This is a genomic window from Vibrio sinaloensis, from assembly GCF_023195835.1.
GTDB lineage: Bacteria > Pseudomonadota > Gammaproteobacteria > Enterobacterales > Vibrionaceae > Vibrio > Vibrio sinaloensis_C.
Genome location: NZ_CP096200.1, coordinates 621141 through 646046 on the forward strand (window position 1 = coordinate 621141; position 24906 = coordinate 646046).

The following is a 24906-nucleotide window of genomic DNA, read 5'->3' on the forward strand; positions in this document are numbered from 1 at the left end:
CTACGTTGCATTTCAATTTCTGAACACTTGGTCAGGTTATTGCATTGGCCTATTTCATAATCACCACTCTCTGTCTTAGTCGAAACTGGACCTCACTAAGACCAAAAATGGAAGCGCCAACATCATCACACCTATTCAAAAGTGCTGGTTGGCAAGAGATGAAAGGAAGTCGCTCAACATGAAAACAAAACCACTGTTAGAGCTCTGGAATGTCAGCAAGATTTTTCCAGGTGTGATAGCAAATGACAACGTCAACCTGAGACTCGATGAGGGAGAGATCTTGGCCTTGCTCGGCGAAAACGGAGCAGGCAAGTCAACCCTGGTTAAAATGATCTACGGCGTGAATCGCCCAGACAAAGGGGCGATTTTGTGGCGCAATCAAGAAGTTGAAATTCGCTCACCCAATCAAGCCAGAGCCATGGGTATCGGTATGGTATTTCAACATTTTTCTGTGTTTGAAACCCTCACCGTTGCAGAAAATATCGAGCTGGGCTTAGACAAGCACTTTGTTGACTCACTTCCTGATTTACGCCAAGCGATCATCAGCATCAGTAAGAAGTATCAGCTTCACGTCGACCCTGATAGATACGTACATAGTCTAAGTATTGGTGAGCGCCAGCGGGTTGAAATCCTGCGCTGCTTGATTCAAGACGTCAAGCTGCTGATCCTAGATGAACCAACCTCAGTACTCACGCCGCAAGAGGTCGCTGGTCTGTTTCGCGTGCTGCGCAGTTTGGCCGCGGAAGGATGCAGTATCTTATTTATCAGCCACAAGCTGAAAGAAGTGACAGAGCTTTGCCATCGCGCGGTGATATTACGTGGCGGGGTCGTCAGTGGTGAATGTGTTCCCAGCAACGAAACCCCCGACTCCATCGCCCGCATGATGGTCGGTAGCGATGCGGAACTGTCTGAAAACTACCCAAAAAAATACTCTCAGCAAAAGGTCTTTGAAACTCATCAACTGACACTTCCCCCTTCTCATCCATTTGGCTGCGGCCTCAATGACGTCTCACTTAGCCTCAATGCAGGAGAAATTCTCGGTATTGCAGGGGTTGCAGGAAATGGTCAAGAGGACCTTTTGCAGGCGCTCAGTGGTGAAGATACCCGAGCAGACAGCCACACCATTGTATTTAACGGGCAGCCGGTGGCGAAAAAACACGCGGGAGAAAGGCGAGCGCTTGGCATGGCCTATGTGCCCGCGGATCGCCTCGGGCAAGGTGCGGTGCCGGAAATGAGTTTAACTGACAACACCTTGCTGACTAACTCCCGCTCATTGGTCAAAAATGGCTGGATTTTGCGCAAAAAACTGCGCCGCCTCGCCGATGCCATCATCAAAGACAACAAGGTCAAATGTCACAACCAAGGTTCGCAAGCCAAAAGTTTATCAGGCGGAAACTTACAAAAATTCATTATTGGACGTGAAGTTCAGCAAACGCCACAAGTGCTCATTTGTGCCCATCCGACCTGGGGCGTCGACATCGGCGCCGCCAGTGCGATTCATCGCCAATTGATCGCCCTGCGTGATGCGGGGGCCGCAATCTTGGTGATCTCAGAAGATATAGACGAGCTGTTTGTCATCTGCGACCGCATGGCCGCTCTCTATGAAGGTCGCTTATCACCGAGTGTCGAGACACAGCGCACCAATATTGAAGAGGTCGGAAAGTGGATTGCTGGCAGCTTTAGCGCCAGCAGTGAATCCAATGACACATCGAAGGAGAGCGCCCATGCTTAAGGTCCAACCTCGTATTGAGAGCTCAAAACTCATGGCTTGGCTATCGCCGCTGATTGCCATCGTACTGACGGCATTTTTCTCAAGCTTAATGTTTATTGCCCTAGACGTCAGCCCTTTAAAGGCGTTTGACGTGTTCATTGTGCAGCCGGTAAGCGATCCCTACAACTTAGGCGAGTTGATGGTCAAATCCGCTCCGTTACTGCTGTGTGCCATAGGTTTAGCCTTGTGCTATCGCGCCAACATCTGGAATATCGGTGCCGAAGGACAACTGCTGGTTGGCGCAGTGGTTGCAGGGGCGATAGCGATTCAAGCGAATGAGCAAAGCAGCAGTGTCCTCTTGATCCTGGCTCTATTGGGCGGTGTACTCGCTGGCATGGGTTGGGCCGCTATTCCTACCTTGCTTAATCGCATCTTCCATACCAACATCATTCTCACCACCATAATGCTGAATTACATCGGCTTGTATGTGTTGCTGTGGTCAGTACATGGGCCATTAGCTGATCCGCAAGGGTTTGGTTTTCCTGAGTCGGTGATGTTTGCCGATAGCGTGTTGCTGCCGACCATAATGGAGCAGGGCCGCGCCACCATCAGTATCGTTATCGCGGTTGGGCTGGCGATTCTAGCGGGCGTCGCGCTATTTAAAACCTTACCCGGATTCCAGTTGCGCGTATTTGGCGAAGATCAGTCGGCAGCAAGGTACGCCGGCTTTGGAGGCAGCAAAATCATCTGGATGGTAATGCTGTTCGCCGGAGCGCTGGCGGGCTTTGCCGGTGCCGCAGAAGTGACCGGCCCGATTGGTCAATTGATTCCTTCGGTGTCACCTGGCTATGGGTATGCAGCGATCATTGTCGCTTACCTTGGTCGACTCAACCCATTCGGCATTATCTTCGCTTCCTTATTTATGGGCACCCTATATATGGGCAGCGATCTGGCACAAATCGAGCTCGGCTTACCCACCGCCATTACTGGGCTGTTCCAAGGCACTTTATTGTTCCTGCTATTAGCGTGTGACTTCTTAATTCACTACCGAATCACCATCGCGCCAAGAGAGACATCGAAACGTCGAGAACAAGCCTTCGAGCAAGCTAAACGCGCTCAAGACACACTAGCAACCGACAACAAATCCCCACAGCAGCAAGGAGCGGCATGATGGATGTTCTATTTATTCAACAAATCTTAGTAGCTGCGGTTAAAACCGGAACGCCGTTGCTACTGATCGCGCTGGGCGAATTGATCTGCGAGAAATCAGGCGTGCTCAATCTAGGCCAAGAAGGCATGATGCTGATGGGCGCAATGGCCGGTTTTGCAGGTGCGTATTACACCGGCAATCTCTTTTTTGGCGTAACACTGGCCATCATCGCGGGCATGACAATGGCTGCGCTGTTTGGGGCGCTCTCTTTGTCTCTCAACACCAACCAAGTGGCAACCGGTTTGGCGCTGACCATCTTTGGCACTGGATTGAGCGCATTTCTGGGAGGCAGCCTGGTCGGTTCTACATTGGAAGGCTTCAAACCGATCGCCATCCCTTTGCTCAGCCAGATCCCATTTTTCGGTGCGCTGCTTTTCCATCAAGATATTTTGGTTTATTTGAGCTTCGTGATTGTTGCCGCGGCTTGGTATGTGAAGCATCAGACTCGGATTGGCTTAACCATTCGCGCTGTAGGTGAAAACCCGCATTCAGCCAATGCCTTAGGCATTCGCGTTATCCAAGTCCGCTACTTAGCGACCCTGTTTGGCGGTGCGATGGCCGGACTCGCTGGGGCTTACTTATCCCTTGCCTATACACCGATGTGGATGGAAAACATGACCGCAGGGCGTGGCTGGATCGCTCTTGCTCTGGTGGTCTTTGCCTCTTGGCGGATTGGATATTTGGCCCTTGGCGCCTACTTGTTTGGCTTAGCTTCAATTCTGCACTTAGTGATGCAAGGGTTCGGTTTCGACATCTCGCCGAATCTACTCGCCATGACCCCATACGTTGCAACTATCGCCGTGATGGTGATCATCAGCTCCAACGCGATCAAGCAAAAACTCGCGACGCCAATGAGTTTAGGCAAACCTTTTGACCCGAAACTGCATTAATGCCAATCGCACTAATTAGATGTTCCGAGAATTGGTGTACCCCCTTAATTTGATAGTCAACTCAGAGGCAGCATTCGCTGCCTCTTTCGCTTTCTCCGTACCTACACAAGCACGCCACATAGTAGTGCGTTAACAGAATGTAAATGCACCAAGACTAAACAACCTCTTCGCTCTGGCTGCTTTTCGTTGTTGCTAATGCGAGACCAGCAATAACAAAAGCCATTGATTTTTAATTAGTTTTCACCTAACAGGCAAAAACATCGAAAAACACGACCAGTTGGTCAAGTTTTTGCAAAAAGACCCTAGGACGCAGAAAGAGACTAGCAAATCAAAGTCGCTATCAGCAAACACGGATATCACCATCGAAAAGGAAGTCATTCATGAAAACAAAAACCTGGGTTAAAGCCGTCGCGCTCTCCCTTTCAACTCTATTCTCAACCTCGGTTCTGGCTGAAGATCCATTAAAAGTCGGCTTTGTCTATGTTGGTCCTGTGGGTGACCACGGATGGAGCTATGAGCACGACCAAGGACGTCAGAATCTAGAGCAGCATTACGGCACTAAGGTGGAAACGACCTTTGTCGAGAATGTGCCAGAAGGCGCGGATGCTGAACGTGTCATCACCCAGTTGGCTAAATCTGGACACGACGTGATTTTTACCACCTCATTTGGTTTTATGAACCCAACCCTCAAGGCCGCGAAACGTTTCCCACAGGTGAAGTTTGAGCATGCCACCGGCTATAAACGTTCGAAGAACGTCTCAACCTACGCGCTTAGAACTTACGAGGGGCGTTATGTCTCTGGCGTAGCTGCGGGCATGGCGACCAAAACCAACACCATTGGCTATATTGCGTCATTCCCCATTCCTGAGGTGATTCGCGATATTAACTCAGTATTTCTTGGCGCTAAGAGCGTCAACCCTGATGTAAAAATCAAGATTGTGTGGGTCAACACTTGGTATGACCCAGGTAAAGAGTCTGATGCGGCTAACGCACTAATGGATCAAGGCGTCGACATCATTCTGCAACACACAGACAGCCCAGCACCTCTTATCGCGGCTGAAAAACGCGGCGTGATGGGTATCGGTCAGGCTTCAGACATGAGCCATTTCGCCCCTAAATCGCACATGTTCTCGGTGCGCAATGTGTGGGGACCTCATTACATCAGCAGCGTTCAGCAAGTTATGGATAACAATTGGAAAGCAGAAGATTTCTGGGGCGGCTTTAAAGACGATGTGCTGCAGATTGTGTCTATCAACCCTGAACTGCCTGCTGAACTCAAGCAAGCGATCACCGCTACGCAAGCAAAAATCAAATCTGGCGAATTCCACCCATTTACCGGGCCACTGAAAGATAACAGCGGTAAGGAAGTGGTAGCTGCAGGTTACACCATGAATGATAAGGAGCTCGCGGGCATCAACTGGTACGTCGAAGGTATCGACGCCAAGATCCCGAACTAACCCTCATCGCCCGCTGTATGGCTTAACACCATCTGCGGGCATTTTTACCCTCAATAACTTGACCAAGTGGACAGGTTATTGAGGGAGCTTAATCCATCCTTCGCCAGATACAACAACAGAGGTTGCGATGCTAGAACTGATGCTCAATGACCAGATTGTCCAAATCGATTACGCAAAGCCAGATTCCATGCTGCTTGAATATCTCCGTGAGCAGCAAGGCTTAACAGGGACTAAAGAGGGCTGTGCCAGCGGTGACTGCGGCGCCTGTACTGTGGTTATGGTTGATACCGACGCCGATAACGAGCTTCGCTACCGACAAATCAATGCCTGTATCACGCCACTCAATGCGCTGCATGGCAAACAGATCATCACAGTCGAACACTTAAGCCAACACGGCGTCATGCATCCTGTGCAGCAAGCCGTGGTTGAACGCCATGGCACACAGTGCGGTTTTTGTACGCCCGGCATTGTTATGTCGCTGTACGCGCTGTGCAAACAAAAGCAAGCACCAGACAATCCTGCTGACTATCTTGCTGGCAACTTGTGTCGATGCACCGGTTACGGCCCGCTTATCGAAGCAGCTCAACACATCGCCCAAGTTGAGATCTTTGACCCAGCACAACAGAGCGAACAAGCGCTCAAAGCTTGGCTCAATCAGTGCGATGAGCAACAAACGGTCAACTATCTTAAACCGAAAACTCGCCAGCAATTGGCTGTAGCCAAACAGCAACTGCCCGAGGCTAAGCTGCTGTGCGGCGCTACCGATTTAGCCCTTGATGTCACCCAACAATTAAACACCATACCGCAAATCATTGATCTGTCTGAAGTGGACGACTTGCTCACCATTAGCGAAACCAAGTCTGGTTGGCGCATTGGTGCGGCGGTTCCACTGACACAAGTCCATACTCTGATGAAAACCCATTTTCCCAGCACCAATGAAGTGCTGGAACGCTTGGGCAGCTTGACCATTCGCAATCGCGCTTCTCTAGGAGGCAGTCTGGGACACGCTTCGCCAATCGGTGACATCGCCCCACTGCTGATTAGCCTTAACGGCAAAATCGAAGTCGATGATGGAACCGATAAAATCCTCTATGCCCCTGAAGATTACATTACCGGTTATCGAGAAACGCAGTTGAAGCCGAATCAATGGATCAGCGCAGTGCACATCCCAAGGCTTGCCCCCAATCAAAAACATGCCATTTACAAAGTCAGCAAACGTTATGAAGACGATATCTCTACCGTGGTACTCGCACTCAACCTGACGCTAGATAGCGAGCAAAGAGTCAAACACTGCATTCTCTCGGCAGGGGGGATTGCCGCCAAGTCTGTGCGCTTGACTGAACTGGAGAACCTATTCATCGGTCGACCTTTTACTCAGCTGTTGGTGCAAAAAGTCAAAGCGGTCGTGCCTGAAGTCATTCATCCACTTTCTGACGTTCGTGGTAGCGCCGAGTATCGCGTCCAGTTGGTTCAAAACCTACTGCAACGTTTCTACTTAGAGTGTCATCAAATTTCAACAAGGTTGGCCGAACATGCGTAGACTCACCACCCTCACCCCAAATTTACCCTCCTCTGAAGAGGTAGGCTTGCCTATCGTTGGCCGCTCACATCAACACGAAAGCGCAGAAAAGCAGGCGATAGGCGAAGCCTTATTTATCGATGATCACGCGACCAAGGCTGGCTGCTTACATGCCGCTGTCATCGTCAGCAATGTCGCCCGAGGCACAATTGAACAGCTTGATGTTACCGATGTAAAACGTAGCCCTGGTGTCGTCACTGTCCTTAGCGGCGAGGACATTCCCGGCGAGAAAGACATTGGCCCGATTTTTAAAGGCGATCCATTGCTGGCTGAAGGAGAAGTCAAATATCACAGCCAACCTATTGCCCTGGTGTTAGCTCGCAGCCACCAACAAGCTTGGCAAGCAGCGAAAAAAGCTCACATCTGCATCGCCGCTGAAAAAGTCACAACCGACTACGCCAGCGCCGCGAGCCAGCCTCATCTATTGCCCAGGCGGCAATTTGGCCAAAGTGAAGCCAGCGAACCTGCGCCCATTATGATCGCGGGCGATCTGTTTGTTGGCGGCCAAGAGCACTTCTATCTCGAAGGTCAAATCAGTCTGGCAGAACCAACGGAAGAAGGGGGCATCTATGTTCGCAGCTCGAGCCAACACCCGACTGAGGTACAAACATTGGTGGCAGAAGTGCTCAATATTCCGTTTAACAAAGTCACGGTCGATATGCGACGCATGGGAGGCGGATTTGGCGGGAAGGAGTCGCAAGCGGCGCAATGGGCCTGTCTTGCAGCACTCGGCGCGCACTGCACGGGCAAGCAGGTTAAGCTGCGTCTGCCGCGCAGCGTCGATATGTCCAGCACAGGCAAGCGCCACCCGTTTTACAATCGTTACCAGTTATCCGCAACTGAACACGGGCTGATTGAGAGCGCCAAGATTGAAGTGAATGGGTTGTGTGGGCACTCGGCGGATTTGTCCGGGGCCATCGTCGATCGCGCCATGTTTCACAGTGACAATGCCTACCACCTCGGCGCAGCGTGCATTACCGGTAACCGCTTAAAAACCGATACGGTGAGCCACACCGCTTTTCGTGGCTTTGGTGGTCCTCAGGGGATGATTACCATAGAAAAGGCGATGCAAGCACTAAGCATTCATGCCGATAAAGATGCGCTCGATATTCGTCTGCAGAACCTCTATCGCCCGGGCAAAAACACCACCCCATATGGGATGGAAGTTGAACAAACCGATACCTTGAAAGAGGTCATCGAACAACTCGCCAACAGTGCAGACTACCGCGCGCGGCGCGAGCAGATACGCCAATGGAACCGTGACAACCTGGTGCTGAAAAAAGGCCTAGCGCTTACCCCAGTCAAATTTGGCATTTCGTTCACCGCAACCCATCTCAATCAGGCAGGCGCACTGGTTCATATCTACACCGATGGCAGTGTGCAAGTCTCACATGGTGGTACTGAAATGGGCCAAGGTTTACATACCAAAATCCAGCAGATTGTCGCCGAGACTCTAGGCATACCCATGTCTTTGGTTTTAGTGACCTCAACTCGAACCGACAAAGTGCCCAATAGCTCGCCTACCGCAGCCTCTTCTGGTGCCGATTTGAACGGCATGGCAGCGCACAATGCCGCCAAAACCATCAAAGATCGCCTACTCGATTTTGCTGCGCAGCACTATGGTCATGCTGCCACTATTCGCGACGGTCAAGTGCTAATGGGGGAACAGCAGATCGCATGGGCAGAACTGGTACAAAACGCCTATTTGGCTCGCGTGTCGCTCTCAAGTAGCGGCTTTTACAAAACACCAAAGATTTGGTTCGACATGGAAAAATCCGTCGGCCGCCCGTTCTTTTACTTTTCCATCGGGGCTTCTTGCTCAGAAGTCACTATTGATACCTTGACCGGGGAAATGCGCTTAGATCGCGTCGATATTGTTCATGATGTCGGCAACAGCCTGAACCCCGCCATAGACATGGGCCAGATCGAAGGGGCGTTTATCCAGGGTCTGGGCTGGCTCACCAGCGAAGAATTGCAGTGGGATGAGTCGGGCAAGCTTCTCAGTAATAGCCCAATGAACTACAAGATCCCCACCATTGGCGACTATCCGAAACAGATGAATATCGCCCTCTACCAAAAGGCTAACCCCGAACACAGTATCTATCGTTCCAAAGCTGTCGGCGAGCCCCCGTTTATGCACAGCATCAGCGTTTGGTGCGCGATTTACGATGCGATTGCTTCAATTAGCGATCACCAAATTGAACCGACACTGCACGCCCCCGCCACTGGGGAGCGCATCCTCAAAGCGTGCCTAGAGCAGTACGACCGTATCGGTTATACCCGCAGTGAAACCTTAGGCGCGAATGCCAAAGTGAATCAGTTCAAACCGCTGCAAGCAGGCTCTCCAAACCAAACCTCAGCACATCAACCTCAATCTGAGCAGGAGTCGTAATATGCAATCATTAACTCAACCCGGCTCAACGCCGTTTTCCACCATCAAGCAAGGTTGGCTCACTGCTTGCCAAGAGCTAGAGCAGCATGGTCAACCCTACTGCATCGCCACTGTAGTCGCAGAGGTGGGGTCAGTGCCACGAGCGCGCGGGGCAAAAATGGTGATCACCCCAACCCATCAATACGACACTTTAGGCGGAGGCAATCTTGAGTTTCAGGTGATTCAAAAAGCCAGAGAGGGCCTTGCGCAGCATAAGCAACAAGCAAGTATCGAGCGCTTCTCCCTTGCTGCGGATCTGGGCCAATGCTGCGGCGGCGCGGTGCAAGTCTTGCTCGAGTTTATGCAAACCAATCAGCCCAAGGTGGTGGTGTTTGGTGCCGGGCATGTCTGCCACTCTCTGACGTCGATATTGCGCGAGCTCCCTTACCATCTCACCGTGGTCGATACTCGCTCAGAATGGCTTGAGCCACTCTCGTCTGTGGGCATTACCACCCACTGCTGTGATGAACCTGCCTCGATGGTAGCAGAGATGAGCAGCAACAGCCATCTTGTGGTCATGACCCAAGATCATAGCTTGGATTATGCCATCGTCAGCAAGGCGCTCGAACAAAACCGATTTTCCTTTGTGGGTCTGATTGGCTCCGAGTCCAAGAATCAACGCTTTCGCTTTCGTCTCGAAGAGCAACTTAAACGCCCAGAGCTGATCGAGCCGCTCATCTGTCCTATCGGTCACCCCGACGTGCAAGGCAAGTTGCCTATGCAAGTGGCGGTATCGATTAGCGCGCAATTGATTGAGCGATTTGCCAATTCAGAGACACAACACAAAGCGGAGCATCTGAGCAAGCAGAGCTGGCAAGCGGCCAGTCAGGCGCGTCAATCACTTAAACAGGTGAGCTTATGACCGACTGCCAAGCGCCAAGCCTGATGGATAATCTAGCCTCGATCTGCACCAGTCGCCGCTGGCAAAAACTGATGCTTGAATACCGCCCTGATTCTGACTTTGACAGTCTAACCCTGGCCGCCAATAAGGCGTTCGATCAACTGCAAGAGCAAGATTGGTTGGAAGCGTTCGCTGGCCATCCGATGATTGGCGATCTCTCCACCTTGCAGCAGAAGTACGCTCAAGGCAAAACCCTCAGTGAAGCAGAACAATCAGGCGTGTCATTGGCGACAGATCAAGTGCTGCAGCAACTCCTGAACGAGAACCAACGCTACTTGGACAAATTTGGCTTTATTTTCATCGTGTTTGCGACCAACAAGAGCGCAGATGAGATGCTCGATTTGCTCAAAACACGCATCACCAACCCACGCCATATTGAACTGGAAAACGCCGCCATTGAGCAACGCAACATCAGTCAACACCGAATGGAGGCTTATCGATGAGTTCCCTAAGTTGTCATGTGCTCGACACCACCCATGGGCAGCCTGCGCCGCAAGTGCCTGTCTCACTGCTTGAGTTTGGAACCTTAACCACGATCGCCACCGCTGTCACCGATACCGATGGCCGAGCCCGCTTTGATTGTGAGCTGGCTATAGACCAAACCTACACCTTGAGATTTGCAACACAGGCGTATTGTCAGCAACGCTTTGGCACCGTGTTTTTTCCGCTGATCGAGGTCCATTTTCAGATAGCGGATCAGCGCCACTACCATGTACCGGTGCTGCTCTCTGCTTATTCATATTCCACTTATCGCGGGAGCTAACACTATGACTCAACAGGTACACAGAGGCAGCATTCTGCACTTTCCGAAAACCACGTCCGATCCGGCGGCCAACTATCAGTATTTTAATGATGGGGTTTTGGTGACCGAAAACGGGCGAATCCGTCATTTAGGCGAAGCCAGTGAGTTTTTTAAGCTGCCAGCCAATCAGCAGCGACTCAACTATGGCGGAGTGGAAATGCACAAAGGTTTGATTATCCCTGGGATGATCGATAGCCATGTTCATTTTCCGCAAATCGAGATGATTGCTAGCTACGGAAAACAGCTGTTGGACTGGTTGAACGAATACACTTTTCCAACCGAGCAGCAATTTGCCAATCAGGCCTATGCTGACGCCCAAGCTGAGTTTTTCTTAAACCAACTACTGTCACACGGCACCACCACCGCCAGCGTATTTGCCACGGTGCACCCACAGTCGGTGAACGCTTTTTTCTGCGCTGCCGAGTCGCTGCAAGCACGAATGATCTGTGGCAAAGTCATGATGGACCGCTTTTGCCCAGAGACGCTGCAAGACACCCCAGAATCGGCATACCGCGACAGCAAAGCTCTGATTGAGCGTTGGCACAACCAAGGCCGCGCCATGTATGCCATTACGCCTCGCTTCGCCCCCACCAGCACGCCGGAGCAACTGGCAAAGGCGGGTCAGCTCGCCAACGAACATCCCGATACCTTTATTCAAACCCATCTCAGCGAAAACTTAGGTGAGGTGGCGTGGATTAAAGAGCTGTATCCAGAGCATAGTGACTATCTTGGTGTGTATGAGGCTTATGATCTGGTGCGCGAGCGCGCTCTGTTTGGTCATGCGATTCACCTCGAAGACCGAGAGTACCGAAGTTTGGCTCAATCTGGAGCCACCATCAGTTTTTGCCCTTCATCGAACCTATTTCTAGGCAGCGGCCTGTTCAATTTCGACCGAGCAAAAGCTGAGGGGATTCATGTATCCATCGCCAGCGATGTGGGCGCAGGAACCGACTTAAGCTTGTTCGCCAATCAAGCGGATGCCTACAAGATCTGTCAACTGCAAAACAGCAGCTTAGATCCCTTTGAGTCCTTGTATTTATCAACACAAGGCGCTGCTGCAGGCATGGGGATTGACCACCTAGTGGGCAACTTAAACCCCGGCAGTGAAGCCGACTTCGTCGAGTTGGATTTCATGGCATCGCCGATACTGCAACAGCGATTGCTACGCTGCAAAACACTGCGTGAACAACTGTTTGCCATCATCACGCTTAGCGATGACCGTGTTATCGAACGCACCTATCTGTGCGGCAATTTAGTCTACAAAAAAGGAAGTAAAGTATGTGGCCACAACTCTACGAGTGGATTGCGTTATTTATCAAATGGTTCCATGTAATTTGTGGTGTTGCATGGATAGGCGCGAGTTTCTATTTCACTTGGCTGGACAACAGTTTAGAAACGCCACCTCAATGGAAGAAAGACAAGGGAATCAAAGGGGATTTGTGGGCCGTGCATGGTGGCGGCTTCTACGAAGTGGCAAAGTATCAAGTCGGCCCACAGCAGATGCCACCAAACCTACATTGGTTTAAATGGGAAGCGTACAGCACATGGATTACCGGAAGTGTGCTGCTGGTGTGGATGTATTACTTCAATGCTCAAGCCTATCTCATCGACCCAAGGATTATGCCGCTATCGAGCTTAGAGGCGGTCGCGTTAGGTATCGTTGGCATCGTCGCTGGGGTAGCCAGCTATGAGCTGCTGCTTCGCTCGCCATTGGCTAAAGTCAAGGTCGCTTTTTTGCTCTCGATAATCGCTCTTGGTGCGCTGTTTTTTTATGGCTTCAGTCAGGTTTTCAGTGGCCGCGGGGCATTCATTCATATGGGTGCCTTGATAGGCTCAATCATGGCCAACAATGTGTTTTACAAAATCATTCCAGGGCAGAGAAAAATGGTGGCGCAAGTTGCCAGTGGCAGCGAGGTTGACCCAGCACCCGGGATCGAAGGCAAGAGACGCTCGATCCACAACAACTACCTTACGTTACCGATTATTTTTCTTATGATCAGCAATCACTATCCGATGATTTATCAACACCAATTCAATTGGTTGATAGCGCTTTTGGTCATGTTGATCAGTGCTTGGATACGCTTTTACTTTAATTTAAAACACACAGGGACAACCAAGCCCAGTGTGATGGTGAGTGGTCTCAGCGCAATGGTTTTGCTCGCCGTCGTGGTCAGCTGGCCAATCAGCCAAACCACTCATAGCCCTGATGTGGCAGTCCAGCAAACACAGCACAGTACACAGACAACCGAGACTAACCAGATCTCAGTCGAGCAGCAGGCGGTGTTCGCTATCGTCAAGCAGCGCTGCGCGACCTGTCATAGCAGTCAACCGAGTGACGATGTCTTTGCCATGGCCCCCGCTGGTGCCACCTTTGATAGCTGGCAAGATGTGCAACGTTGGTCACCACGCATCCTGGCGCGAACCGTCGAAAGCGCAGATATGCCATTTATGAACAAAACCGGTATGACTCAAGAGGAACGCAACCTGCTAAAACGCACCTTAGTGGCTGAGCAGTAAAACAACTCTTGTGATGTCGAAAAAGCAAAACGGTCGCCAATTGGCGACTGTTTTCGTACAAGGCGAATAAGGTTATTTAAGCGACATCGCCAGCGCGGCTGCAACATTACGTGATGTCATCTCAACGTTAAACGCCGCTTCTTTAAGCGCGGTAGGCAAATCGGTCGCCCCCAACACCACACTGTAGACCGCATCGATGCCATGCGCATGCACCACCGAGCAATCTTTCGCTATGCTGCCTGCAATACCAATCACCGGCAGATGGTATTGTTTGGCGGTGCGTGCAACACCAATCGGTGTTTTTCCATGGATGGTTTGACTATCAATACGACCTTCTCCGGTGATCACTAAATCCGCATCACGAAGCACTTGTGACAAGTTCACCGCGTCCATGACAATGCTGATTCCCGGGCGAAGCGTGGCATCAAATAGACCCAGCAGCGCAGCACCTAATCCACCAGCAGCGCCGGCTCCCGCTTGCTCAATCACATCTTTGCCATTGGTTTGAGCAATTACCGCGGCGTAATGCGCCAAGTTTTGGTCCAGTTGTCGGACCATCTCCGGCGTCGCACCTTTTTGCGGGCCAAAAACTTGGGAGGCGCCTTTCGGGCCGCACAGTGGGTTATCGACGTCACACGCCACTTCGAGCTTAACGTCACTTAAACGGGCATCTAAGCCGGCCAAGTCGATGCTTGCTAACTGCGCCAGTGCTCCGCCCCCGGAGGCAAGCTCATTTCCTTCACTATCGATAAAGCGAGCGCCCAGCGCCTGAGCCATACCCATGCCGCCATCGTTGGTCGCACTGCCACCGATACCGACGATGATGTGTTGTACGCCCGCATCGAGCGCTGCTTTAATCAGCTCACCGGTTCCATAGGTGGTGGTGAGCATTGGGTTGCGTTTTTCAGGCTCAACCAGATGCAAGCCAGACGCGGCCGCCATTTCAATCACCGCGGTTGAACCATCTCCTAACACACCATAAAAGCCTTCAACTTTTTGTCCAAGCGGTCCGGTGACCTCTGCACTGACGATATGGCCACCGGTTGCGTCGACCAGCGATTGCACTGTGCCTTCGCCACCATCCGCCATCGGCAATTTTACATACTCGGCGTGGGGTAACACTTGCTTAAAGCCACTTTCGATCGCGGTGGCGACTTCCATCGCCGTTAAACTTTCTTTGTACGAATCTGGAGCAATGACAATCTTCATCTCGAGTCCTTAAACAAATAAACCAAACACGCCGAACATCATGGTTGAGACAAAAGCAATCAGCAGACCGACGGCTGACTCGTAAGGAATGAGCTTAAGTCGCTCACGAATATCCATATGCACCGCGCCCCCCGTCGCATGAAAGAAGCCTCCGTGAGGCATATGGTCGAGTGCCATTGCACCGGAGTGAATCATCGCAGCACCTGCTAGAGCAGGAACACCCAACTCTAAAATAGTGCTGCTAAACACACTGGCCGCAACCGCGGTACCGGCTGTTGTCGACGCCGTTGCCAACGCCATTATCGCACCAGAGGCTGGCGCCAGTAGGAAGGAAGGCAAGCCTGACGCAGTTAATCCATCAATCAAACCCTCTTTTAGACCCGAGTTGGCAATAATGCCTGCTAGCGTACCGGTACCCAGTAACAAAACCGCAACCGGCGCCATGCGGCTTAAGCCTGCGACTGCAAAGTGGTTGGTATCAGAAAAACGGCCCATCACAACGGCACCAACCAAGCCCCCTACAGGCAAAGCGATCATTGGATCGACGTCAATTCCAGCGATTGGCCGTATACAGAGCAGAACAATCACAACCAAAGGTGCCACAATCGCCGCATTGAATGATGGCAGCTGGGAATGATCGACTTCCACCACTTCGCAAGCATCGACTTTAGAGCCTTTATTCACCAATTTTTTCGCAATAAAGTAAGCGAGCACCAAGCCACACAGACCAGGAATAACCCCTGCTGCCATGACTGACGTTAGCGGGACATTGAAGGCATCAGCTGCAGCAATCGCATTCGGGTTCGGAGACATTACATTACCCGCTTTACCACCGCTAACCATGGCAAATAAGATGGCAGTTTTCGATAGATCAGCGCGTCGCGCAATCGCCAGAGCAATGGGAGAAACGGTAATCACCGCCGCATCAACAAACACGCCAACGCCGGTCAGAATCATGGTCGCAATAGCCAACGCCAGTAGTGCTCTGGTTTCTCCGACTTTTTTAATAATAGTTTCAGCAATCGAGGTGGCCGCGCCAGACTCAATTAAGACGCCAGCAAGCACGCCTGCAGTGAGGATGCGCAAAACGGCTGACACGATATCTTGAGCACCGCCAACCATTAAGTTGACAGTATCGGTCAGCGATACACCGCCAATGACACCACCGATCAGGGCACCGATAATCATGCCATAAGCGGGCGGCACTTTTTTTAGGATAAGAGCAATGGCGACAACCAATGCGGTCAGCGCGCCAAGAGTAGAGACTTCTATCATTTTTGTTTTTCCGACTGTTTCTTCAACTGCCAGCAGGGTACGTGCAGACGCTAAGGGTCACTCGAGCCGATAATCTGACCATTCTCGTCCATCACGTTGACGGGAAACTGAATAATTTTGGTCGCTCTTTCAACGATTTGTCGGGCAATTAAAGTATTTAGCTGCATATTCGTCACTTACTTCAGTGATCACTCATATTGGGCCAGCCAGGTTTTTAACAAACCATTGAGCTGATCTCTTTGCTTGGCATCGATGCCCGCCACCAAGTTCGCTTGCACGGCCACATGCTCTTGCATCAGGTTATCGATCACCGTCAATCCTTGCTCGGTCAACTGCACTGTGACGCTGCGGCGATCCGCCTGGCTGTGCTCACGTGCAATCAAGCCTTTCGTTTCAAGCTTGTCTAAGCGATTGGTCATCGCGCCCGAGGTTAACATCATAGAGTCTATTAACGCTGAGGGCGTGAGCCGATAGGGCTGACCACTGCGGCGTAATGTCGCCAGCACATCGAACTCGCCTAACTTCAAATCGTAACGCTTGTGAAGCTTAGCCACCTCACTCTCCATATACTTGGCAATGCGCATCAATCGCCCCATCATTGCCATCGGCTGTGTGTCTAAGTCTGGTTTCTCTGTTGCCCATTGCTCGACCACTTTGTCGATTGCATCCATCGGTTTTTATCTCCCATCACCAACCATCGAAAAATTACTTTAACATAAAGATACTTTACAAAGAGTATTTTTGCGCGTACATTTGCCAGCAAAATATCTTAACGTAAAGATAAATCACTATGAATATCCTCTTAGCAATGATTCCTGCGTTCTTTTGGGGCACCACGTATGCGGTGACTCAATACACTCTGGCGGACTGGCCTCCTCTGTTGCTAGGAGCTTTTCGCGCTTTACCCGCGGGTCTAATCCTACTGGCGATTAAACCGAGCTTACCCAGCAAGGGCGATTGGCAGATCTTATTCAGCCTCGGCTTGATAAACATCGCCACCTTCTTTGGTTTAATCTTTGTGATGGCCCTGACCTTACCCTCTGCCATCTCAGGTGTTGGCATGATCTCGGTCCCGGTGTTTGCCATGCTGTACAACTGGCTGGGCAACAAGCATCGACCAAGTTTAACCCAAACCCTGAGTGGTGCTGCTTTGATTGCACTGGCTTGGATGCTGTTTGATCCCGCTTCCATCAGCTTGAGCCCGCTAGGCTTGAGTGCCATGCTCGGGGCGATCATGTGTATCGTGGTGGGCAGCTCAATCACTAAGTCGCTGGGCAACCGCATCCATTGGTGGACGGTGTTAACCTGGCAGTTAATTCTTGGTGGTCTGTGTTTGTCTATCGCAGCGGGGGTTCAAGCGACCATGGAACCTGACAAGTATGCCGCAGTTTTTGAGCAGATGACGTTGACCAACATCTATGGTTTAGTTTGGGTGGTAGGGCTGAACACCGCGTTTGGCTATGGCATGTATGTGTGGCTACTGCAGCGGATGTCTGTGGTCGACTTCACCTTCGGTGGCATCGCTAACCCGATAGCTGGCATCGTCTGTGGGCTGATATTGCTTGGTGAGTCGTTTACGCCTTTCCAATACAGCCTGATGTTCGGCATGATTGTGATGTCGTTAATGCCGCAAATTGTGCTTACGCTACGCCAGCATAGGCTAAGAGCAGCGGCGGTGAGTCAATAGGGTTTAGTACAGAACAGCCCCAAACACCAAGGTGTTTGGGGCTTGTGATGTTGCGACTATTTAGTGAGCATGGCCACCTTTTTCAAAAAGCTATCTCGAAGGTGCTCTTGGTCGTAGTCTAAGTGGTAGGTATTGTGGAACCCCACCTTGAGTTCTACGCCATTGCCACGCATGTAGACGTTGTAGCCATCGTAATCCGAAAAGGCTTCGATACCTTCATAGATTTTTCCATGCTCGGTCGGAGTACCATTGGCCATCACCGTTTCATAAGCTTGCAGAATTTTGCCGGGATCAAGTTCGTTTTTCATACGCCACCTTCCTTCGTCTTATATGGAAAAGTATGTACAACAAAGTCCGTTTTCGCCAACTTCAACCCTTGCGCCATATCAAACTCTACGGCTTTGACGTCTCTCTCACCAACTCGGCCAGAGTCGCTAAACGCTGACGACTGTTTTTCACATACGGATTATTGGTATCCCAAGCATAACCAGCCAAAATCGACGAGATCATTTGCTTGATCCGTGGATTGGGAGATTGATGAAAGATCACGTCCTGCAGTTCACCGTGATACCAACCTTCAACATACGTTCGAAACGTATTGACGCCAACCATCAGAGGCTGCGCATACTCCGCTTGCCAGTCTACTGGTTGCCCATTGAGCTGTCGTACCACGCAATCCGCCGCAAGCTGGGCCGACTTCATCGCAATCGTCACCCCTGAGGAAAACACTGGGTCAAGAAACTCACCAGCATTGCCAAGCAGCGCATAGTGCGAGGTAGCAAGATGCTTGACGTTGGCCGAGTAACCACCGAGTTCACCCGCAGGGTTGGGGTATTCCGCTTGACGAAGCAACTGGGCAAGACCCGGCTCTTCGCTGGCAAGTTGCTTGAGCGCGGCGATGTTGTCTTGTGGGTAGCGCTCGAAAAATTCTGGCTCCCCCACCACACCAAACGAACACACTCCATTAGCAAATGGGATAAGCCAATACCAAACATCGTGATTGTTTGGGTGTACCGAAATCAAAATCTTATTTCGGTCATACTCCAGCGCTTGCCCGCTGATGTTGTCCACGATATGGGTAAAAATCGCTTTGCGTGCTGGCAAGCAAGAGGGCTGTTCAAGATCCAGCATGCGCGGTAAAACTCGACCGAAGCCGCTAGCATCGAGCACGAAGTCGGCTTCCATCTGATAACTTTGCTCAAGCTCGTCTGTCACGGTTAACAACGAACGGGGTCCATTAAATTCTAACGCCGTGAGCGCATGCTGATAGCGAATCTCGACCCCTTGTTCAGCCGCGCTGTCGGCTAACACTTTGTCAAAATGAGCACGTTGGACTTGAAACGTAGTACCAGGACCTGCGGTGTACTTGTCAGTAAAGTTGAACTGAGTGTACACCCCATTGCGACGAAAAGCCGCGCCATCCTTGTATTGAAAACCGGCACGATTTACCGCCTCTAGCATGCCTGCTTGCTCGATCACTTCCATACAAGCGGGCAGTAAGCTCTCGCCAATCGAAAAGCGTGGAAACTGCGCTTTCTCTATCACAATCACCTGAATATTTTGCGCATGCAGCAAAGCCGCCACCGTGGCACCGGATGGGCCGGCTCCAACCACCACCACTTGGGTATTGTGTTTTTGCATATTGGTTTCTTTCGTTGTCACCTTGTTGGTCTCACTCATCGTTGACGAAGCTTCAGCAAGGTGTGGCCAAGGCCAATGTTATCTGTGCGCGCTTCCACCACCAGCCCCGCCTCGGCAACGATCTCAAGAAAATCATCGCTGCGGTAAAAACGGCTATTACCATTGGCCAGACAGGTGAAATAGAGCGAGGTGGCGTTGAGGCTGTATGAGGCTGCGGGGTATTTTTGCGCATCCCAAAATAGCTCGAGAATATAGACCACATCCCCTTGGCGCAACTGCGCCTTCACTCGCTTCAGAATGCTCAAAATTTCCATCGGTGAGAAGCAATCCAAGAATTGGCTCATCCACCATACCTCAGCCTGCTCAGGCAGCGGTTGCGACTTATCGAGCATATTGGCGGCAAATGGATGAATTCGCTGCGAAAAACCGTGTTCGGCTGCATTGTTCATCGCCATTTCAAGCTGTTGCGGCAAATCGACAATCGTGACATCCACCTCAGGATTGTGACGACAACATTGCACCGCCCACTTACCGGTATTGCCACCAATGTCCACTAAGGTTTTAGGGCTGTCGGCAAACACCTGCTCAAGCAACACGGGGAACGAGCGGTCAGAGTAGAAGTGATCAAACTGAAACCAACTCTGCTTGGCCTGCTCTGGCAGTTGGGACAACCCCTGGTAGATGGTTTCCCAGTCGCCGAGCTCTTTCAGACCGGCGGGTTTGCCTTCCACAATCGCTTCGGTTAAATGCATCATAGCCGCATAACAAACGTCAGCGGTGAAGTCCATGTTGGCTTTGGTCATACCATCATGAAGAATAAAGTAGCCTAGGTTCGCCAACACATAGTTAGGTTGACGCCACAAGACCATGTCTGCGCTTATCGCCATGTCGAGTAACACTTTGACTCCATACTCAGACACCTGAGTTTGCGCCGCGATGTCGGCGGCACTGAGCCCCTGCTCTCCAGCTTTATCCAGGACCGATAAAATGCCAAGGTCGCGCAGGGTACGCGCCGTATGGAACACGATCGGTGCAAAAGAGAGCTTTTGCGCTTGCGTTTTTGCCTCTAAGGCAGTGTACGGCTCTTGATTATCTTGTTTCACGAAAAACCTAACTATGTATGGTGAATGAGAATTACTGTTGAGCGGCAATCACAGATAACTGACGCTTGATGTCAACGTTAAGATTGTTAATCCAGCGGTTGTAGTTGCGGTGAATTTTGCCATCACTCGCTTTTAGGTTTTCTGAGTTGAGATAAAGAATGGAGTAAAATTTGTCATTGTAGGGAATTTTTACTTCCGCATAGTGAGAACGAACGTGCAGTTTTGCATTGAGCTCGCCCGGACTCACTTCTTCCACCACCCAGCCGCGGTTAGTCGCTGCTGACATGATCGCGCTCTTGACCTGTTTACTTTGAAGATTGTAAGCAACTGGAGTATCCTCGACATTCATTACAGGCTGCACCCGCCCACAACCGGCGAGAAGCAAAGCAAGAAACATTGCGCTGATTAACTTTAATGGTGACATATCTATCTTTCCTTTAGAGTGTAAAAACTGTAATAGTATTTCGCCGTAATCACGACAATTCAATGACCTATGCCAAAATCAGATCTTTTTCTCTCATTTAACATCGATACATGGTGTGCGCATTCTAGCGGACTTTCGCAGTCTCAAGAGTGGGAAAAGTGGGCGAGTCACTTGTGCTGGCCAGAAAATGGTCAGCTGGAATGTGGTGCGATCCCAGCCATGATGCGACGTCGAATGAGCAGCTTGAGCAAAGTCGCGGTGCAAACGGCGATTGAGTTACTCAATCAACACCAGGTGGACTATTTAGTGTTCGCCAGTCGCCACGGTGAGTTGCAGCGCAGTATCGCCCTGGTGCGAGATATCTTATCCGGTGAACCAGCCTCGCCGATGGCATTTTCTCAATCGGTCCATAACACCGCCGCGGGCCTCGCCACCATTGCGACCAAACAAGCGATTCCGCTTACCTCAGTGGCCGCCAGCGAAAACACTTTCCACAGCGCGCTGATCGAAGCTTGGCTCTATCTAGAGGCCAACCCCAGCAGCAAAGTTCTATTGGTCGATTTTGATGAGCCGCTGCCACAAGATTATTTGCAGTTTGAGCAACAAAGTTATCAAGGCTACGCATTGGGGCTTGTGCTCTCTAAAGGCGACACCATGCAGCTCAGTCGCCAAGCGGCAGGCCAATTCGACCCGAGCGCTTTACCCGCGGGTTTGCGCTTTCTACAACACTACTTACTCAAGCATCAACAATGGCAGATAGAAACGCCGATGCAAACTTGGAGCTGGTACAGAAAACAATGAATCAGTTAGGTCAGTGGTGGCGAGTCATCGCAACCGGTTTTTGTTTTGCTGTGTTTGGGCTGGGCGGCTTGTTTCTCAGCTTTGTCGTCATCCCGATGATTCGCTTGATCACTCACGATCAAACCGAGCGAGAGTACCGAGTTCAAGGAGCCATCCAGCGCGCCTTTCACCTTTTTTGTCGGCTAATGAAATTCACGGGTGCTATCGACTATCAAATCGTTGGCGCTGAGATCCTCAAGCAAGACCGCAACTGTTTGATTGTCGCCAATCACCCTAGCTTAATCGATTATGTGCTGATCGCCTCGCAACTTGAACGCTGCGACTGCTTGGTCAAATCGGCCATTTGGGCCAACCCGTTTATGAAGCACATCGTAAAAGCGGCCGGCTACATCCCCAATGAAACACCCGACGACTTACTCTCAACCTGTGAACAGCGATTCGATCAAGGTAATGTACTGTTGGTTTTTCCTGAAGGAACAAGAACCACGCCTGGGGTAGTATCAAAACTGCAACGCGGCGCGGCACAGATCGCGGTTCGCACCCAACGCGATATGCGCGTCATCCATATCCGTGTTTCTCCGAGCTTTCTCACAAAAGAGACAAAATGGTATCAAGTACCCAAAACTAAGCCTTTTTTCCATGTTGAGGTTAAGGATAAAGTTGAGGTAATGCCATTTATAGCGCAAACTACGTCCCCAACAATTGCGGCTCGTCGTTTACAGCAGCATTTAGCTGACACATTGTTTCCAGAAAATACAGAATAAGAAGTAGGCCCACGTGGAAAAACTCCATAACGAAATCAAACAACTTATTATCGATGCACTGAATCTTGAAGATTTAACCATTGAAGATATCGACACGGATGCAGCGCTTTTTGGCGACGGTCTAGGATTAGACTCTATCGATGCACTAGAACTCGGTTTGGCGATTAAGAAAAAGTACAACATTGTAATTGACGCAGATGATACTAATACGCGTCAACACTTTGCTTCGGTTAGCAATCTGGCTAACTACATTTCGTCGCAAACTGGTGAATAATCCCTAGGTACTTCCATGACAGATGTAAATAAAGATCAAGTATTTGAGCAAGTGAAACAGGCACTTGAAGAACTGTTTGAAATCGACGCTGCCGACATCGTCGCTGACGCACACCTTTATCAAGACCTAGATCTTGATAGCATTGATGCGGTCGACCTAGTGGTGCACCTGCAAAATGTCACAGGTAAAAAAATCAAACCGGCTGAATTTAGCACGGTTCGTACCGTTGATGACGTGGTCAACGCCGTGACTGAGCTGCTCAAGGAAGCCTAATGCGTCAATTGCTGACAGTTTTGTCTGCAGTTGTGCTGCTTGCCTATCCGTTCGCCGTTTACTTCGGCATCGAACAATATGGCCTGTCCACGGTGGGGATCTTGCTTATCGCCGCCTTGGGCATCCGCCTGATATCTGTGCAACGCTCCCAATTAAACGAACTCAAGTCTGTCGCCAGGTTGAGTGCGCTGATCGGCATCTCGCTGGTGAGCTTAGGTATACTGTTTAAACAGCATGGCTGGCTAACGTTTTATCCTGTGGTCGTCAATCTGTGCATGTTGCTGGTGTTTGCCTCGAGCTTGAAGCAACCACAAACCATTATCGAGCGCCTAGCGCGGTTGCAGCACCCCGACTTGCCCGCAAGTGGCATCGCCTATACGCGCAAAGTCACCCAGGTGTGGTGTGCGTTTTTTACCTTTAACGGCCTGTTTGCCCTGTATACCTGCTTCCATTCACTTGAGCTGTGGACGCTGTACAATGGTTTAATCAGCTATCTGTTGGCCGGCTCGCTGTTTGCCATTGAATGGGTGGTGCGTCAGTTTGTTACTAAGGAATCCTAACCAGAGATGACTGTAGGCTTTACTCCCGTATCTCAACTGCTGGCAGCACCGCGCCCTGCCCACTCTGTGGTTGCGTTTGACGCTGAACGCCCGATCGACTGGCGGCAATTTCAAGCGGATGTGCTGGCCGTCCAAGCTTGGCTGCAGCGGCAGTCGAGCCAACGAGTTGGGCTTTGTTTTGCCGACAGCTACCTATTCGCAGTCAGTTTTTTCGCCGCCTGTCACGCTGAAAAATCACTGGTTTTACCGGGTAACTATCAGCCAGAAGCGGTGCGCGAGTTAACGCCACATTTTGATGTTTTGCTTCACGATAGCGCCATCGTTCCAGCCGAAGACATTCAAGGATATCGCGTCGAAAGTCGACGCCCCGACGCTGCGCAAGCTTTGAACTCGCACTTGCTTAAGCCCCTAGATGCCAAGCGCATTGAACTGACTCTGTTTACCTCAGGCTCAAGCGGTAAAGCAAAGGCGATAGTCAAATCACTGAGCCAACTCGAGGACGAAATCACACTGCTTGAGTCGCTATGGGGCGAGCAGATGTCCGGCGCGCGAATCGAGAGCACTGTCTCTCATCAACATATTTATGGTCTGCTGTTTCGTCTGCTTTGGCCATTGTGTACCGATCGTCCATTTGCAACCTTTAATCTTGAGTTTCCCGAGCAAGTCACCCACAAAGCCGACTCAGATACCGTCTTGGTTAGCAGTCCCGCGCTGTTAAAGCGTTTGAGTGAAGAGCAGCAAAGCCAACCGCTGCGCTGCCTGTTTTCCTCTGGTGGTCCATTGCCCAATCAGGCCGCCCTGCACAGCCAACACCTGTTCGGACAGCTACCCATTGAGGTGTTTGGCAGCACAGAAACCGGAGGCATTGCTTATCGTCAGCAACATCAGGCGACCACAGCTTGGCGGTTCTTCCCCGGCGTCGAAGCGAAACTCAATAGCGAAGGCTGCTTGAGACTACGCGCAGCGCATATCAGCGGCGCAGAGTGGTATCAAACCGCAGACCAATGCCAGTTTCACGATCCGCAGAGCTTCGACCTGAAAGGGCGTACGGACCGGGTGATCAAGATTGAAGAAAAGCGCATCTCTTTAGTGGAAGTTGAGCAACGTCTCGACCAATTAGAGTGGATTGCAGAAAGTGCGGTGATAACCTTAGAGCAAGGGAACCGTCTCGCACTTTGCGCAGTCATAGTGCTATCACCACAGGGTGCAGAGCAACTGGCTAGTGTTGGTAAAGGTAAATTTTGGTTGATGCTGCGCCAGGCTCTGCGAGACTGGTTAGAACCGATTGCAATTCCGCGCAAGTATCGACAGGTCGAAGCGATTCCGCTCAACAGCCAAGGTAAACGACAAGTGGCTGAAATAGAGAAATACTTTCAAGAACAATGATGAGCAATACG

The 24906-nt window shown here is 50.9% G+C and carries 25 protein-coding genes and 1 pseudogene; 18 read left to right on the top strand and 8 right to left on the bottom strand.

All coding sequences use genetic code 11. The annotated features are described in order from the left end of the window. Nucleotides 1-178: 178 nt before the first annotated feature. From MTO69_RS16365 to MTO69_RS16415, 11 genes are all read left to right on the top strand, one after another. Nucleotides 179-1732 carry an ABC transporter ATP-binding protein gene (locus MTO69_RS16365; RefSeq protein ID WP_248334506.1) on the top strand — a complete coding sequence of 518 codons (1554 nt, stop codon included), beginning with the start codon at nucleotides 179-181 and terminating at the stop codon, nucleotides 1730-1732. Beyond that, nucleotides 1725-2882: an ABC transporter permease gene (locus MTO69_RS16370; protein ID WP_248334507.1), complete on the top strand. Its 1158-nt coding sequence runs from the start codon at nucleotides 1725-1727 to the stop codon at nucleotides 2880-2882. The genes MTO69_RS16365 and MTO69_RS16370 overlap by 8 nt, the downstream gene beginning before the upstream one ends. Beyond that, a complete protein-coding gene (locus MTO69_RS16375; protein WP_248334508.1) occupies nucleotides 2879-3811 on the top strand; it encodes an ABC transporter permease in 933 nt (310 codons plus the stop codon). The genes MTO69_RS16370 and MTO69_RS16375 overlap by 4 nt, the downstream gene beginning before the upstream one ends. Nucleotides 3812-4191: 380 nt before the next feature. Next, entirely contained in the window at nucleotides 4192-5268 is a 1077-nt protein-coding gene (locus MTO69_RS16380; RefSeq protein ID WP_248334509.1) for a BMP family ABC transporter substrate-binding protein, read from the top strand. Between the two features lie 127 nt (nucleotides 5269-5395). Beyond that, nucleotides 5396-6808 (top strand): xanthine dehydrogenase small subunit, encoded by a 1413-nt coding sequence (gene xdhA, locus MTO69_RS16385; RefSeq protein ID WP_248334510.1) that lies wholly within the window; start codon nucleotides 5396-5398, stop codon nucleotides 6806-6808. Further along, entirely contained in the window at nucleotides 6801-9239 is a 2439-nt protein-coding gene (gene xdhB, locus MTO69_RS16390; protein ID WP_248334511.1) for a xanthine dehydrogenase molybdopterin binding subunit, read from the top strand. Before xdhA ends, xdhB begins: the two co-directional genes overlap by 8 nt. A 1-nt stretch (nucleotide 9240) precedes the next feature. Beyond that, nucleotides 9241-10140, top strand: coding sequence for a xanthine dehydrogenase accessory protein XdhC (xdhC, locus tag MTO69_RS16395; RefSeq protein ID WP_248334512.1), 900 nt, complete (start codon nucleotides 9241-9243; stop codon nucleotides 10138-10140). Further along, nucleotides 10137-10622 (top strand): 2-oxo-4-hydroxy-4-carboxy-5-ureidoimidazoline decarboxylase, encoded by a 486-nt coding sequence (locus MTO69_RS16400; protein WP_248334513.1) that lies wholly within the window; start codon nucleotides 10137-10139, stop codon nucleotides 10620-10622. The genes xdhC and MTO69_RS16400 overlap by 4 nt, the downstream gene beginning before the upstream one ends. Then, on the top strand, nucleotides 10619-10942 hold the full coding sequence (gene uraH, locus MTO69_RS16405; RefSeq protein ID WP_248334514.1) for a hydroxyisourate hydrolase: 324 nt from the start codon (nucleotides 10619-10621) through the stop codon (nucleotides 10940-10942). Before MTO69_RS16400 ends, uraH begins: the two co-directional genes overlap by 4 nt. Nucleotides 10943-10946: 4 nt before the next feature. After that, nucleotides 10947-12314 (top strand): guanine deaminase, encoded by a 1368-nt coding sequence (gene guaD, locus MTO69_RS16410; protein ID WP_248334515.1) that lies wholly within the window; start codon nucleotides 10947-10949, stop codon nucleotides 12312-12314. Further along, on the top strand, nucleotides 12260-13498 hold the full coding sequence (locus tag MTO69_RS16415; RefSeq protein ID WP_248334516.1) for a urate hydroxylase PuuD: 1239 nt from the start codon (nucleotides 12260-12262) through the stop codon (nucleotides 13496-13498). The genes guaD and MTO69_RS16415 overlap by 55 nt, the downstream gene beginning before the upstream one ends. 72 nt (nucleotides 13499-13570) lie before the next feature. On the opposite strand, the gene MTO69_RS16420 is transcribed toward MTO69_RS16415, so the two are convergent. The 4 genes and pseudogenes from MTO69_RS16420 to MTO69_RS16435 form a co-directional block, all read right to left on the bottom strand. Next, nucleotides 13571-14707, bottom strand: a complete 1137-nt coding sequence (locus MTO69_RS16420) for a glycerate kinase (RefSeq protein WP_248334517.1) — start codon at nucleotides 14705-14707, stop codon at nucleotides 13571-13573. A 9-nt stretch (nucleotides 14708-14716) separates the two neighbouring features. After that, complete coding sequence (locus MTO69_RS16425) at nucleotides 14717-15982, bottom strand: GntP family permease (protein ID WP_248334518.1); 1266 nt, start codon at nucleotides 15980-15982, stop codon at nucleotides 14717-14719. A gap of 53 nt (nucleotides 15983-16035) precedes the next feature. After that, nucleotides 16036-16149: pseudogene (locus tag MTO69_RS16430) on the bottom strand (sugar diacid recognition domain-containing protein); the annotation flags it as partial. Nucleotides 16150-16170: 21 nt separating this feature from the next. Then, nucleotides 16171-16653: a MarR family winged helix-turn-helix transcriptional regulator gene (locus MTO69_RS16435; RefSeq protein WP_248334519.1), complete on the bottom strand. Its 483-nt coding sequence runs from the start codon at nucleotides 16651-16653 to the stop codon at nucleotides 16171-16173. Nucleotides 16654-16772: 119 nt separating this feature from the next. Here MTO69_RS16435 and MTO69_RS16440 point away from each other — a divergent pair, with 119 nt between their 5' ends. Then, nucleotides 16773-17669 (top strand): DMT family transporter, encoded by an 897-nt coding sequence (locus MTO69_RS16440; protein WP_248334520.1) that lies wholly within the window; start codon nucleotides 16773-16775, stop codon nucleotides 17667-17669. A gap of 56 nt (nucleotides 17670-17725) precedes the next feature. Here MTO69_RS16440 and MTO69_RS16445 read toward each other — a convergent pair whose 3' ends face one another. From MTO69_RS16445 to MTO69_RS16460, 4 genes are all read right to left on the bottom strand, one after another. Continuing rightward, the gene (locus MTO69_RS16445; protein ID WP_248334521.1) at nucleotides 17726-17977 is read right to left on the bottom strand and encodes a DUF3081 domain-containing protein; all 252 of its coding nucleotides are present in this window, start codon (nucleotides 17975-17977) and stop codon (nucleotides 17726-17728) included. A gap of 85 nt (nucleotides 17978-18062) precedes the next feature. Then, nucleotides 18063-19310, bottom strand: coding sequence for an NAD(P)/FAD-dependent oxidoreductase (locus tag MTO69_RS16450; protein ID WP_248334522.1), 1248 nt, complete (start codon nucleotides 19308-19310; stop codon nucleotides 18063-18065). Nucleotides 19311-19345: 35 nt separating this feature from the next. Beyond that, nucleotides 19346-20413 carry a methyltransferase gene (locus MTO69_RS16455; RefSeq protein ID WP_248334523.1) on the bottom strand — a complete coding sequence of 356 codons (1068 nt, stop codon included), beginning with the start codon at nucleotides 20411-20413 and terminating at the stop codon, nucleotides 19346-19348. 31 nt (nucleotides 20414-20444) lie between these two features. Then, nucleotides 20445-20837 carry a hypothetical protein gene (locus MTO69_RS16460; RefSeq protein WP_248334524.1) on the bottom strand — a complete coding sequence of 131 codons (393 nt, stop codon included), beginning with the start codon at nucleotides 20835-20837 and terminating at the stop codon, nucleotides 20445-20447. A 69-nt stretch (nucleotides 20838-20906) separates the two neighbouring features. On the opposite strand from MTO69_RS16460, the gene MTO69_RS16465 reads away from it, so the two are divergent. From MTO69_RS16465 to MTO69_RS16490, 6 genes are read left to right on the top strand one after another with little or no spacing between them, the layout of a single operon-like run. Continuing rightward, the gene (locus tag MTO69_RS16465; RefSeq protein ID WP_248334525.1) at nucleotides 20907-21638 is read left to right on the top strand and encodes a beta-ketoacyl synthase chain length factor; all 732 of its coding nucleotides are present in this window, start codon (nucleotides 20907-20909) and stop codon (nucleotides 21636-21638) included. Continuing rightward, complete coding sequence (locus MTO69_RS16470; protein WP_248335591.1) at nucleotides 21635-22402, top strand: lysophospholipid acyltransferase family protein; 768 nt, start codon at nucleotides 21635-21637, stop codon at nucleotides 22400-22402. Before MTO69_RS16465 ends, MTO69_RS16470 begins: the two co-directional genes overlap by 4 nt. 13 nt (nucleotides 22403-22415) lie before the next feature. Continuing rightward, entirely contained in the window at nucleotides 22416-22676 is a 261-nt protein-coding gene (locus MTO69_RS16475; RefSeq protein ID WP_248334526.1) for a phosphopantetheine-binding protein, read from the top strand. Nucleotides 22677-22691: 15 nt separating this feature from the next. Continuing rightward, entirely contained in the window at nucleotides 22692-22949 is a 258-nt protein-coding gene (locus MTO69_RS16480) for an acyl carrier protein (protein WP_248334527.1), read from the top strand. Continuing rightward, a complete protein-coding gene (locus MTO69_RS16485; RefSeq protein ID WP_248334528.1) occupies nucleotides 22949-23509 on the top strand; it encodes a hypothetical protein in 561 nt (186 codons plus the stop codon). The genes MTO69_RS16480 and MTO69_RS16485 overlap by 1 nt, the downstream gene beginning before the upstream one ends. A 6-nt stretch (nucleotides 23510-23515) precedes the next feature. Continuing rightward, on the top strand, nucleotides 23516-24895 hold the full coding sequence (locus tag MTO69_RS16490) for an AMP-binding protein (RefSeq protein WP_248334529.1): 1380 nt from the start codon (nucleotides 23516-23518) through the stop codon (nucleotides 24893-24895). Nucleotides 24896-24906: the final 11 nt, after the last annotated feature.